This window comes from Salinibacterium sp. SWN1162, assembly GCF_015864675.1.
Taxonomy (GTDB): domain Bacteria; phylum Actinomycetota; class Actinomycetes; order Actinomycetales; family Microbacteriaceae; genus Rhodoglobus.
Map to the genome: position 1 here is coordinate 1,616,410 of NZ_JADYWT010000001.1, position 13,168 is coordinate 1,629,577.

At 61.5% G+C, this 13,168-nt stretch carries 6 protein-coding genes, 1 tRNA gene and 1 other RNA gene; 6 read left to right on the forward strand and 2 right to left on the reverse strand.

Annotated features, from left to right (window positions below; genetic code table 11):
* Positions 1-18 precede the first annotated feature (18 nt).
* Positions 19-2,745 (reverse strand): pyruvate dehydrogenase (acetyl-transferring), homodimeric type, encoded by a 2,727-nt coding sequence (gene aceE, locus I6E58_RS07645; RefSeq protein ID WP_197131921.1) that lies wholly within the window; start codon positions 2,743-2,745, stop codon positions 19-21.
* 177 nt (positions 2,746-2,922) lie between these two features.
* Between aceE and I6E58_RS07650 the strand changes: the two genes are divergently transcribed.
* The 6 genes from I6E58_RS07650 (at position 2,923) to rnpB (ending at position 12,383) form a co-directional block, all read left to right on the forward strand.
* Positions 2,923-3,396 carry a redoxin domain-containing protein gene (locus tag I6E58_RS07650; RefSeq protein ID WP_197131923.1) on the forward strand — a complete coding sequence of 158 codons (474 nt, stop codon included), beginning with the start codon at positions 2,923-2,925 and terminating at the stop codon, positions 3,394-3,396.
* 78 nt (positions 3,397-3,474) lie between these two features.
* A tRNA-Val gene (locus I6E58_RS07655) sits at positions 3,475-3,547 on the forward strand.
* A gap of 192 nt (positions 3,548-3,739) precedes the next feature.
* Entirely contained in the window at positions 3,740-10,381 is a 6,642-nt protein-coding gene (locus I6E58_RS07660; RefSeq protein WP_197131925.1) for a cytosine permease, read from the forward strand.
* 9 nt (positions 10,382-10,390) lie between these two features.
* Complete coding sequence (locus tag I6E58_RS07665; protein WP_197131927.1) at positions 10,391-11,209, forward strand: Nif3-like dinuclear metal center hexameric protein; 819 nt, start codon at positions 10,391-10,393, stop codon at positions 11,207-11,209.
* A gap of 30 nt (positions 11,210-11,239) precedes the next feature.
* Entirely contained in the window at positions 11,240-11,980 is a 741-nt protein-coding gene (locus I6E58_RS07670) for a zinc ribbon domain-containing protein (protein ID WP_197131929.1), read from the forward strand.
* Between the two features lie 32 nt (positions 11,981-12,012).
* Positions 12,013-12,383: RNase P RNA component class A (gene rnpB, locus I6E58_RS07675), an RNA gene on the forward strand.
* 72 nt (positions 12,384-12,455) lie between these two features.
* On the opposite strand, the gene I6E58_RS07680 is transcribed toward rnpB, so the two are convergent.
* Complete coding sequence (locus I6E58_RS07680) at positions 12,456-13,166, reverse strand: VIT family protein (protein WP_197131932.1); 711 nt, start codon at positions 13,164-13,166, stop codon at positions 12,456-12,458.
* Between the last annotated feature and the right edge of the window lie 2 nt (positions 13,167-13,168).

Genomic DNA, 13,168 nt, shown 5'->3' on the forward strand with positions numbered 1-13,168 from the left:
CGGGGGAATTGTTTTTGCCTAGCTTTCGCCGCCGGCAGAACCGGTGGTACCAGCGTTGACGTCGTGGAGGTCGTACTGCTCAATTGCTTGAGAAAGCACAGCCGGGTCCATCTCGCCGCGCTTTACGAGCGACTGCAAGGTGCGAACAACCAGCGAGTGGCTGTCGATCTTGAAGAAGCGACGGGCAGCTGCGCGGGTGTCCGAGAAACCGAAGTCGTCGGCACCCAAGGTCGCAAAGTCACCGGGAACAAAAGCACGAATTTGGTCGGGGACCGCGTGCATGAAGTCAGTTACGGCGACAAATGGTCCCTTAGCATCCGCGAGCTTCGTCGTCAGATAAGGAACACGAGCTTCTTCGTTGGGGTGGAGGAAGTTGTGTTCTTCTACAGCAAGCCCCTCGCGACGCAGCTCAGTCCAGGATGTGACTGACCACACGTCAGCGGCAACGCCCCAGTCCGTAGCCAGAATCTGCTGAGCTTCGAGAGCCCAGGGAACGGCCACGCCTGACGCCATCAACTGTGCCCGCGGGCCAGTGATAGTCGGCGATGACAGGTGATAGATGCCCTTAAGCGCGCCCTCAACATCGAAGTTCTCGGGCTCAGCGGGCTGAACGAGAGGCTCGTTGTACAAGGTGAGGTAGTACATAACGTTGGGGTCTTCGTGCTTGCCGCCATACATGCGTTCGATACCGGCGCGCACAATGTGGCCCAGTTCGTAGCCGTAGGCAGCGTCATAGCTGATGACCGCAGGATTGGTGGATGCCAACAGAATCGAGTGTCCGTCAGCGTGCTGCAGACCTTCACCTGTCAGTGTCGTACGACCGGCCGTCGCTCCCATGATGAAGCCGCGCGCCATCTGGTCGCCAGCAGCCCACATGGCATCGCCCGTGCGCTGGAACCCAAACATCGAGTAGAAGACATATACCGGAATCAACGGTTCGCCGTGAGTCGCGTACGAGGTGCCAACCGCGGTAAACGCCGCGAAGGCGCCCGCCTCGTTGATGCCGACGTGCACGATCTGACCCTGCGGGCTCTCCTTGTAGGCCAGCAACTGCTCGCGGTCTACCGAGGTGTAGTGCTGCCCGGCCGGGTTGTAAATCTTGGCGGTCGGGAAGTACGCGTCCATGCCGAACGTGCGTGCCTCATCCGGAATGATCGGCACGATGCGGTTACCGATCGACTTATCGCGCAGGAGGTCTTTCAGCAGACGAGCGAACGCCATGGTGGTGGCGATCTCTTGCTTTCCGGAACCCCTTTTGACGATGTCGTAGGTCTTCGCTTCGGGAAGCTCGATCTGCGTGTACTTGCTGCGACGCTCGGGAACGTAGCCACCGAGCTCGCGGCGACGCTCCTGAAGGTACTGGATGCCCTCGTCGTCGTTACCGGGGTGGTAGAACGGCGGCTGGTAGGGATCAGCTTCGAGCGCAGCATCCGTAATCGGAATGTGCATCTCATCGCGGAACTGCTTGAGATTAGCAAGCGTCATCTTCTTCATCTGGTGGGTCGCGTTGCGCCCCTCGAAGCTGGGACCGAGGCCGTAGCCCTTGACCGTCTTCGCCAAGATGACCGTCGGCTGGCCCTTGTGCTCACTCGCAGCCTTGAAAGCGGCGTAAACCTTGCGGTAATCGTGGCCACCGCGCTTGAGGTTCCAGACCTGGTCGTCGCTCAGGTGCTCGACCATCTTCAGCGTGCGGGGGTCGCGGCCGAAGAAGTTTTCGCGAACGTAGGCTCCAGACTCAGCCTTGTAGGTCTGGTAATCGCCATCGGGCGTGCGGTTCATGAGGTCGCGCAGGGCACCCTCATGGTCGTTGGCGAGCAGGTCGTCCCACTCGCGGCCCCAAATGACCTTGATGACGTTCCAGCCGGCACCGCGGAAGAAGCTCTCGAGCTCTTGAACGATCTTGCCGTTGCCGCGAACAGGGCCGTCTAGGCGCTGCAGGTTGCAGTTGATGACGAAGTTGAGGTTGTCGAGCTTTTCGTTGGCGGCCCATTGCAGGGCTCCGCGGCTTTCAACCTCATCCATCTCGCCGTCGCCAAGGAATGCCCAGACTTGCTTATCGGAGACATCCTTGATGCCGCGGTTGCTGATGTACTTGTTGTTCTGAGCCTGGTAGATCGCGTTGATCGGGCCGAGGCCCATCGAAACCGTCGGGAACTGCCAGAACTCGGGCATGAGCCGCGGGTGCGGGTAGCTCGAAATACCGTTCGGAGCCTGCGACTTCTCTTGGCGGAAGCCCAGAAGCTGGTTCTCGCTCAGGCGACCTTCGAGGAAGGCGCGGGCGTACATGCCGGGGGAGGCGTGACCCTGATAGAAGATCTGGTCTCCACCGCTCTCGTGGTCTGCGCCACGGAAGAAGTGGTTGTGGCCTACTTCGTAAAGCGCGGCAGACGACGCGTACGTCGAAATGTGACCGCCAACGCCGACGCCGGGGCGTTGCGCGCGGTGCACCGTGATTGCGGCGTTCCACCGGATCCACGCGCGGTAGCGACGTTCAAGCTTTTCGTCGCCGGGGAACTCGGGTTCATCATCCTTAGCGATGGTGTTGATGTAGTCCGTAGTCGGAACCATCGGGACACCAAGGTGCAAATCTTTGGAACGCTTGAGAAGACTGAGCATGATCTCGCGACCGCGCTCGTGTCCTTGTGCTGCAACGAGGGAGTCGAGTGATTCGTTCCACTCGGCGGTCTCCTCCGGGTCCTTGTCGGTGTTGGTTACCGAGTATGGGTCCTGGTCGTTTACCGTCACCGTTGACCTCTTTCGTGTAGAGAACAGAGTCGTGCGAGTCGAGGCACTACCGGGTTGCGGATGTGATGGGATCGACTACGCCCACCGATTCTAGTTGTCGAATGCGGCAAGATTCGAACCGGGGCTTTTTCTCCCGTAAACACAGGGCATTCGCTCAGTTTTCACGAAAGGTTGTGTATGTCGATTACGCCGGGGACGCGTGCGCCAAGCTTTGTGTTGCGCAATCAGCACGGCCAATCGATCGATTCGCGGGAACTTTTGACTCGTCGCGCCGTTCTGGTCGTGTTTCTGCCGTTGGCTTTCTCTCCTGTGTGCTCTCAAGAGCTTGTCCAACTCGATGACTGGCATGATGTGGCGGCCAGTGCCGGGGTCGAAGTCGTCGTGATTTCGGTGGATTCTGCCGCCACACTGCGAGCCTGGTCCGATGCCGAGGGCATCAGTCTCTCGCTGCTCTCAGATTTCTGGCCCCACGGCGCAGTCGCGCAATCATTCGGAGTTTTTCTCGACGAGAAGGGCTTTGCCCGCCGGTCGAGCTTTTTGATTGATATCAACGGAATTGTCCGCGACGTCATCTCGTCTCAATTGGGCGAGCCGCGCCAGTTTGCTGACTACCAGCGGGCAATCGAGCGGCTTTCATCTGAGCGTCGCTGACCGTTTGAGGGTGGGTGTGCAACCGCCGCTCAAATCCCGTGTAGCATTATCGAGCGCCGCTTCGCATTGCGTCGCTGCGGGCCTTTAGCTCAGCTGGTAGAGCGCCACGTTTACACCGTGGATGTCATCGGTTCGATCCCGGTAGGGCCCACCGCAACAGAAAACCCCCGTCACCGACGGGGGTTTTCTGCGTCCCGGCCTTGATCCGTCGTGCAGCACGGTCGCCTCGAACCCGCACGGCGTTAAGAGTTCCGCTCGGATCGCGAACCAATTTGTTGGGGTAACTGTGCTAATAACGGCTAGTCATACCCGCAAAGCATTGGTCTCACCTTAGAGTTTGTCTATGGCATTCCACGACGACGTTGACGACGCGAACGGTGCGAACGACGAAACGTCTTCAAATCATGAGTTCGATCTACTTTTCCCGCAGGCTGCATCCACGAAAAATTCCGATGCAGATCCGGCTGACAACCTGAGCGATGACGGTCGAGTCGACCTCAGCGAGGCCTCAGCCGACGGCATTATCGATCTCGATGCTGCCCTCAACGAAGAGCTAATCGACCCCGTCTCGACAAGTGACGGCTCAGAGGCACCAACCGCCAACACGCCACTTGGTGCGCCCTTCGATTTGAACGAAGAATTTCAGCGCTCTGACATTGCAGATGCGCTCAGCCAAGGAATGCCTCCCTGGGCGATGGCGCCAGCACCAGATCCCGCTCAAGCGGTCCCGCAACTCGATGCTCCCGAGTCACCAGAGATTTTGGATGCGCCCGTGAATGCTGAGGAGCCAGCTGCTGATGCCTCAGCCACTGCTTCGCCGGACGACGACGACCCTTACCGAATTCCTGCCGACTACACCACGCCCGACTTCTTTGCTTCGCGCATTTCTCGTCGGCGGACTCCCGCTGAGGCGGAAACAGAGAACGCGGCCGCGGCGGCCGCGGAACTCGCGGCCCTTGAGGAAGAAGCCATCGCGGCGGTTGACGCCACTGATGAGCAAGAGCCGTCGGGTGGTGCTTTCGACCTGAGTGCGGCCTCGACAGACGACGAGGCGTTCAGCTTTGAGTCACTTTTCGCGCCTGATGAGCCTCAAGCCACAGCGCCCACCGCTCCAGCATCGGCTGATGACTTCGATGAGACGATGTGGGCGACTCCTTCTTCTGAGGTCGCTGGCGATGCGTCCAGTTCAGATGAGGCAGCATCCGACGCCCCCGCGAATCACATTTGGAAACTTGGACCGCTCGAGCCTGAGGTAGGAACGCCTACCGCAACCGCAGCGCCGGCACCGGCGCCGGCCGAGCCGACGACGCCCAGCGAGCTCTCGGTCGATGACGCCGCTGCGCTTCCTGTTGAAGCGGTTGTTGAGGGTGCGCCGATGTGGAACCTTGATAGCAAGGAAACGCCCGCGGCCAACGAAGTGCCCCACCTTGGCCTCGATGGGCTTTTGTCACTCGACGCCGAGGAGCCGGCCGTTGCGGTCGAAGAAGCCGAGGCGGACGGAGACGCTGTCAACGCCGAAGGGCCTGTAGACGCCGTTGAGCACGATGGTGCAGATATCGCTCCCGTAGCCGACAACGCCGACAACGCCGACAACCACGACGGCGCCCCAGCGGATGCTTCCGCCGAGGTCGACGAGGCCGCAGCGGAGTCGCCGCTCGTCGAAAGTGTTTCGGCCTTCGACCTCGACGCCGCGTTCCGAGAAGCGAATAATCCTGCGACCTCGCTCGAATCCAGTGATGCTGATGCCGTCGAGGACGCTGTTGACTCCACCGCAGACGGTGTGGATTCCGAGGCCCCGGTCTTTGACTCTGCTGCAGCGGTCGAGAGCGGCGACGCCGATTTTGACTTCGTCGCTGCCTTCGCTGACGACTCCCGAGAAGAGGCAACCGCCGAGACCGTCGATGAATCCGCCGAGAGCGTCGATGAACCGAGCTCTCCTGCTACGGATACGTCGAGTTCGTTCAGCGTCGACGAGCCCGCCGATGACGCCCCGTTCGATTCCGTCGTGAATTTCTTCGCGGCACATGCCCCTGCACCGGCGACTCCTGCGCCCGGCGATGAGGCCCACGACGACCTCGACGCGCTCTCGCAATCCACACCACCTCTCGCCTCGGAGAATGAAGCCGCCGATGAGGATGCGTTGGAGTCCGATCGTGCTCTCGAGGAATCTCCAGACGTAACCGCGACCACACCGCCGCTTGCCCCATGGTCATTGAGCGCAGAGAACGCGATCGATGCGGATGAGGACATCGCGTCCGCCCTGAGTGTGGACGAAGAGTCGGTGCAGCACCATCTCCCTGACTCTGAGACCGTGGAACCGGTCGCGGCTAATTCCGTTAGCGACGATGAGGCCAGCGCCTTCCTTTCGCTTCCTCCAGAAAGCGCTGCCGCAGCAACGACGGACGCCGACACTGTGCATCCCGCTGAGTCCGAGAGTGTCGCTCCGGATGCTGCGGCTAGCCAGCCCGATGAACCAAGTGACTCAACGGATTCGGCTGCTGATTTAGACTTCCCGCTGCCCTCGTTCACCGCGCCAGCGGTCAGTGAAGAACCGGCCGATGTCGTGGCTGACGTGGCTGACAACGCTGACACGGCTGACGTGGCTGACACGGCTGGCATCGCTGATACCGCTGATACTGCTGGCATCGCTGACACGGCTGACACGGCTGACGTGGCTGACAACGCTGACACGGCTGACGTAGCTGACACAATGGCGGAGGATACAGCCCCTCCCGTAGTTTTCGAGTCGCCGTTCGCCCCGCGTCAGTCTTTCTTTGCTCCGTCGCCTGACGCCCCAGCTCCTCGCATCGAGGACCTGTTCCCGGCCGCTGAGGATGCTTCACCAGCCGAAGAGTCGCTCCCCGCCGCTCCGTTCGTTTCCAGCTTCGCTCCGCGGATGCCCGCAGCGCCGGCTGCTCCAGCAGCAGATGAAGCGATCGAGTTTCCGTCCTCCGAGTTCACGTCGGGTGTTGATGAGGCGTCGATGGTTGACGACGAGTCGACCATCGATGATGCTACGTCGGACGTTGACGTACCCGTCGCGGCCAGTACGCCATCCGCAGAAGACGAGGCGCCGACTGCCGGCGAACCCGCGGCTGAGATCTCGATCGAATCCGACGCGAGCGCTGCTGCCAGCGACGGAGATGACGCGCCCACTCCGCCCACTCGCCGCTCTATGGCCGACGAAGAATTGTTGACCTGGGCGGATAATCCCGCGAACCAGTCGACGGGAACCCTTAGCGTTATCGAAGTTCTCGAAGCGCAGTTGCGTCTGCGCGAAGAAGAAGCGCGCGAATATCGGGAGTGGGAGACCACCTTCCGTTCGCGTGGCGGTCCCGTTGCTGATCAGGTCATCGATCAAGTGCGTTCGGAGTTTGCCGACGTCGTCGACGGCAGCGTACCTGCTGCGGCGACCGGGCTTACCGCTGATGTTCCTGCTGCCAAGGACGCGCCGGAAGAGTTCGCTAGTGCTGCCCACGCCCCAGCCAGCGCCGGTGAAGCGCCTCTCGAAAGTGCAGCGGCGCCTGTGAACGCTGAGGCCGCTGAAGTGGCTGAGACTCGTGCTGTTGCCGAGGTTCCCGAGGTCGAAGAAATCCCTGCTGTCGCAGAGGCGCCTGAGATCGCAGAGGCGCCTGAGATCGCTGATGATCTGGATGCCGCCGAGGCTTCAGAGATCGCCGACGAACCTGAGGTTGCTGACCTTCTCCAGGTTCCTGCGGTTGCAGAGACTCCAGAGGTTGCTGACGAACCCGAGATTGCTGAAACTCCTGAGGTTACCGACGTGCCTGAGGTTACCGACGTGCCTGAGGTTGCTGACGTGCCTGAGGTTGCCAAGGCAGCTCAATTGCCCGCGTGGGATGTTCCGCCGCCCAGCGAGTCGTGGTCGCCTCCGGCCGATTTCGAAGACGAGATTCCGTTCGCTGCACACTCGGACCTGACGGGCGCGATCACGCTGCCCGTCATTGATGAGACCGCGGATGTCGAGGCCGCGACCGCGACCGCAAAAACTGCGGACTTTGCAGCAGCCACATCATCCTCCCTGACCGCAGACCGCGCTGACGCTGACGCTGACGCTGAAACTGGCACCGATCCTGTCGTCGATGCAGACGTCGAGGTAGAACCAACTCCCGAGGTCGAGGTGGCAGCCGTCGTTCCCGCCGCGGAGGAGTCCTCACTCGAGCTCGAGCCCGAGCTGCAGGTCAGCGAGGAACACGCTGCGCCCGCACCGTTATTTGATCCTGCATCCGGGTTGTTGAGCTTCAGTAGCGCAGCCCCAGAGGTTGCCGTGGCACCAGAAACGCAGGAAGCACCTGAGTCGCTTCAGGTGTCAGCAGCGTCAGAACTGCCGGAATCAACCGAGGTGCTGGAAACTGAAGCTCCGGCTTCAGACATCAGGGCAGAAGAAAGCGCAGCGTCGGCCGAATCAGACGGTGAAGCGCCCGCCGTTGCTGACGAGCCGACTCCTGCGCCGTTAGCATTCGAGGACCCCTTCGCGGCAGCGGCAGCGCCGGCGCCTTCGGCTCCCGCCGAGCCCGTCAGCTTCGCGGGACAGGCAGCTCCGGAGTTTCCTGCCGATGAAGACGGCGACTACGACGAACTGCCGTTTGCACCGCCGGCTCTCGTGCAGCCCGATGTGGCGCCACGCGTGCCGCGGGCTAATCTCGACGAGCAAGTCTCCTTCGGCGATTTCGGATTCGCTCCGCCCCCCGCTGATGTTTCGCCCGTAGACCTTCCTGAAGCGTCCGCTGACGAGGAGCAAATCGCCGCTCCCTTCGCCTTCGACCTCAGCGCCGACACTCACCTGCCCGACGCGTCAGCAGCCGATGGCGCTGGTTCGTTCGCTGCAGCAACTGAGGCCGATGAAATCCCGGCCCCCGCCAACGACGATGAGCTCGCTGAGGCAATCGATCCTGCGGTCGAACCGACTCCCGACGTCGCGACTGAGGCTGCTCCGGCGTTCAGCTTTGCGTCGACAGAGAACCCTCACTATGTTGCCTCCTCGCCGATCGACTTCGACGACCTGCTCAAGGCTGACGGCCTTGACGATGCCGACGTAGACGCCGATGAGCCTGAGACTGATCCCCTGCTTGCATTGTTGGCTAACGCCGCCCCGCCGATGCAGGGTGATCCTCTTTCCGAGCTTCAGACCGGTTCGATCGCGGTCAATCAGGTCACCTTCGAAGCAGAGTCTGATGACGCGGTCGATGACAGCGATCGCCTGACCTATTCGACGGATCTCTCCGCGGACGTCAGCGACGCTCCCGCCGCGAATTCAGTCCTTGATGACGACGAGATTCCATTCGCGACTGGTGCCCTAGGCGCAGCCGCGGCGGGAACCGTTGCTGCCGCTGCGTTGACCTCGCAGCCAGGCCCTGCGACCGAGGCAGCGCCGTTCCTCGTGCCCGCTGACGCTCCAGTTGCTGCGGAGGCTGCTCCGGCGCCCTCAGTTCCGCAGCCTGTAGCGCTCTCAACCGCCGTTGTTGCTCAACAGCCGCTCGGACTCGATGAAGTTGCGCCCACCGCTCAGAAGGTTTTCAGCCTCGAAGAGAGTGGTCTCGAGCCGACTCCCGTTGACCGTCGAATTGGCCACGCAGCTCGTCTATTCTGGCTGTGGTTCGCTGCCAATTCCTCGATCGTAAGTTTGGGGTTGGGAGCCGCCGTCTTCGCGGTAGGCATGAGCCTGCGCCAGTCGATCGTGGCTATCTTGGCCGGAGTGGCGCTGTCGTTCATTCCTCTGGGGCTCACAACCCTCGCGGGGAAGCGTAGTGGTCAGCCGACCATGGTGGTTTCTCGAGCATCCTTCGGAGTACTAGGCAATATCGCACCGTCAGTAGTAGCTCTCATCGCTCGCCTCTTCTGGGGTGCAGTCCTGCTTTGGGTTTTGGCCTCATCCGTCGCGATTGTTCTTGTCGGGTCCGGCCTGAACGGTGCGTTGGGTGACCGCCAACTTCTGCTCATCGCCCTTGCTCTGTCGTTCTTGGTCGCACTCGTCATCGCATTCGCCGGGTATCCACTCTTCGCGCGCATCCAGCTCATCCTGAGCATCATTTCGGGAGTTCTCGTCGTCGGCCTCATCGGCTTCACGGCGCAGTACATCGATATCTCTCAGGCGCTCACGACCCCCGACGGCTCGTGGTTGCTCACGATCACCGGCGCCGTGCTCGTATTCAGCTTCCTCGGCCTCGTCTGGGCGTACAGCGGTGCTGACATCGCCCGCTACCAGCGTCCGTCCTCGAGCGGTGGTGCTTCGATGCTCTCCGCTACGTTCGGCGCTGCGCTGCCCGCGTTCGCACTGATCGCTTACGGTGCGCTTCTCGCCGCATCCGACCCGGCGATTGCGCGTGGATTCTTGGCATCGCCGCTCGATACGCTGATGCTTCTGTTGCCTAGTTGGTACCCGATTCCGCTGCTTCTCGCAGCGGCGTTGAGCCTGCTTTCTGGCATCACCCTGAGTCTCTACTCGGGCGGGTTCGCCTTGCAAGCGATCGGTGTGCGCGTTCCCCGTCAATGGTCGATCGTGATCGTTGCCGTACTGCTCGGTGCTCTCGCCATCCTCTTCGCGTTCGGCGTCAATGGAGGGATCAACGAACTGTTCCGGGATGTTGCGACGACTCTCGCGGTGCCTACCGCAGCGTGGGCCGGCATCTTTGCGTCGGAGACTATGATCCGCACTCGCAAGCTGGACAGCGCAGCATTGCTTTCCCGCGGTGGTGTTTACGGCGATGTGCGCTGGGTCAACCTCAGCGCTTTCGTCGTGATCTCTGTGATCGGCTTCGCGCTCACCAGCGCGACGATCAGCTGGCTCTCGTGGCAGGGCTACGGCTTCACCGCTCTCGGTGTAGACCTCACCTCTGAACTCGCCGGAACTGACCTGGGCGTTCTTGTTGCTCTCGGGCTCGGACTCCTGACACCGCTCGCAGCGGGCATCCCGGCCATCCGTCGTCAAGAGGCTGAGCAAGCTGAGCGCGCTCCGCGTCCCGCCTAGACTGACAGCGTGTCTACTACTGTCGCTCACGTTATTGCCGCGGCTGAACAGCTCTGGCCCGTTTCTGGTGCCGAAGCGTGGGATGCCGTGGGCCTCGTCTCCGGTGACCTCGAGGCTCCGATGTCAACGATTTCACTCGCTGTTGACGCGGTTCTCGATACCGTCGACGAGGCAATTCACGCCGGCGCCGACATGCTCATCACGCACCACCCTCTCTTACTGCGGGGCGTTACTTCGGTCGCCAGCGACCGCTACAAAGGTGCGGTGCTCACCAAGCTGATCCGGGCCGAGTGCGCTCTGCTCGCTGCCCACACCAATGCGGATGTCGTAGAAACCGGAACATCAGGTCGCTTCGCCACCAAGCTGGGTTTGTCTTCCATCGCACCCATCGTCGCTGGCGAAACTCCGGATCGTGGCATCGGCCGCACGGGTCAACTGCCGCAGGCGATGACTCTCGGTCGTCTCGCTCGCCTCATTGGTGAGATTTTGCCCCCGACCGCAACAGGCATCCGTGTTGCCGGTGATTTCGACCAACTGGTTAACTCCGTGGCATTGTGCGGGGGAGCGGGTGACGCATACTTGAACGACCCGGCCGTGTTGGCGTCGGATGTGTACATCACTAGTGACCTGCGCCATCATCCGGCCTCTGAGGCTCGCGAGAATGCTCGGTTGCAGAACGGCCCGGCACTGATCGATGTGTCGCATTGGGCGAGCGAATGGTTGTGGCTTGACGCCGCGGCTGACGAACTGCGCGCTCTACTGCCCGACGTAACAATTACGGTGAGCGAACTGCGCACTGACCCTTGGGATTTTGCGGTTGTGCAGTAAGCGCACCGTTAGACAGAAAGAAGCATGACTATGGCGTTGACCGCTAGCCCCGCTGACCAAGCTTTACTCCTCGATCTACAGGCCTTCGACACGAAGATTGCCCAGTTGGAGCACCGCGCTAAGAAGCTTCCCGAGCACGAGCAGCTTTCGGAGCTTAAAAAGCACCGTGACAAGCTTCAATTGTCGATTCTTGAAGAGCGTGGAATCAAAGAAGACATCGAACTTGAGATGAGCCGCATCGAGTCGGACGTCAAGGTTGTTGAGGCGCGCATCGCGCGTGATACCGCACGCCTCGATGCGAGTTCCTCGCCGAAAGACGTTGCTGCCCTCGAACAGGAGCTCACGGCCTTGCGCACGCGGCTCAGCAACCTCGAAGACATTGAGCTCGCCGTGATGGAGAAGCTCGAAGCGCAGCAGAAGGTTGTCGACAACCTACTCGAGCAGGGCGGAAACCTTACAACTCAGGCGGCCGAGCTCGAAGCTAGCCGTGACGAGGCTCTCGCTGTGGTGGAAGCTGAACTCGGCACGACACGCACGGGGCGCACGGCACTTCAGGCCACGATCCCGGCAGACCTACTCGCGCTGTACGAACGTCAGCGTGAGCGTTATGGTGTCGGCGCCTCGATGCTGCGCGGTGGAGTGTCGCTAGCGTCCGGCGTGAAATTGCTGGAGAACGAAATGCAAGAGATTCGTGCGGCCGCTCCCGATGCCGTCATTATGTGCGCCAGCAGCGAGGGCATTCTCGTACGTACGAACGAGTCGGGACTCTAAGCGCTTCCTGAACGCTAAGCTAGACCGTTGAATGGGTCGGCAAGACGGTCGCGTTATCCGCAAGGATACCGAGGAACGTCCGGGCTCCGTAGAGCAGGATGGTGGGTAACACCCACCCGGGGTAACCCGCGAGAACAGTGCAACAGAAAGTAGACCGCCACAGATTTCGATCTGGGGTAAGGGTGAAACGGTGGTGTAAGAGACCACCAGCGGCCGGGGTGACTCGGTCGGCTAGGTAAACCTCGTCCGGAGCAAGATCAGACAGAAGACGCTAAGGCTGCTCGCCGAGTCTTCGGGTAGATCGCTAGAGGTGTGCGGCAACGTACATCGTAGATAGATGACCGTCCAGCACGGGATTTCGGTCCCGCGTGAACAGAACCCGGCGTACTAGCCGGCCCATTCCTTCATTTCAGCCCCATGACGTGTGTACCAGCGCAACGCATCCGTACGGCACACGCATCGCCAGGGTTGGCGGCTAGACGAGGCCGCTTGTTCCGAGCAGCGTGCCGATCACGAATGTGGTGATGAGCGCGAGTGCTCCGCCGATCACGATGCGCAGCGTAGGCCGCACCCAGTTATTGCCGCCGACCCGTGCCGAGAGCGCACCCGTGATGACGAGTGCCGTCAGTACCGCTACGAACGTAGCAAGAACTCGAATCGGTTCGGGAGCGATCAGAATCGCGGCCAACGGCAGCACACCGCCCACCGTGAACGCGAGAGCGGATGCCCCGGCTGCTTGCCAGGCACTCACGACGTCATGCTCGGTGATGCCGAGTTCTGCTTCGAGGTGCGCCGCCAGTGCGTCGTGCTTCGTGAGTTCTTCGGCGACCTGCTGAGCAGTAGCAGCGCTGATGCCCTTGGCTTCATAGATTGCGGCCAATTCGGCCAACTCTTCCTCGGGCATTTCCGCGAGCTCACGGCGCTCTTTCTCAATCAGAGCACGCTGGCTATCGCTCTGGCTGCTCACGCTCACGTACTCGCCCAGAGCCATCGAGATTGCCCCGCCGACGAGCCCGGCGACGCCGGCAGTGATGAGCGGCGCGATGGCGGATGTCGCACCAGCGACGCCCACGACGATGGCCGCGACCGAGACGATGCCATCATTCGCGCCGAGAACACCCGCGCGCAACCAGTTCAAGCGGCCCGCGAAATCGCCGGAGTGGGGCTCGTTGGCGTGGAAGCTCATCC

Excerpts from the sequence above, each read along its gene's own strand:
- I6E58_RS07650 (WP_197131923.1), top strand. The coding sequence starts at position 2,923 with ATGTCGATTACGCCGGGGACGCGTGCGCCAAGCTTTGTGTTGCGCAAT.
- I6E58_RS07660 (WP_197131925.1), top strand. The coding sequence starts at position 3,740 with ATGGCATTCCACGACGACGTTGACGACGCGAACGGTGCGAACGACGAA.
- I6E58_RS07670 (WP_197131929.1), top strand. The coding sequence starts at position 11,240 with ATGGCGTTGACCGCTAGCCCCGCTGACCAAGCTTTACTCCTCGATCTA.
- I6E58_RS07680 (WP_197131932.1), bottom strand. The coding sequence starts at position 13,166 with ATGAGCTTCCACGCCAACGAGCCCCACTCCGGCGATTTCGCGGGCCGC.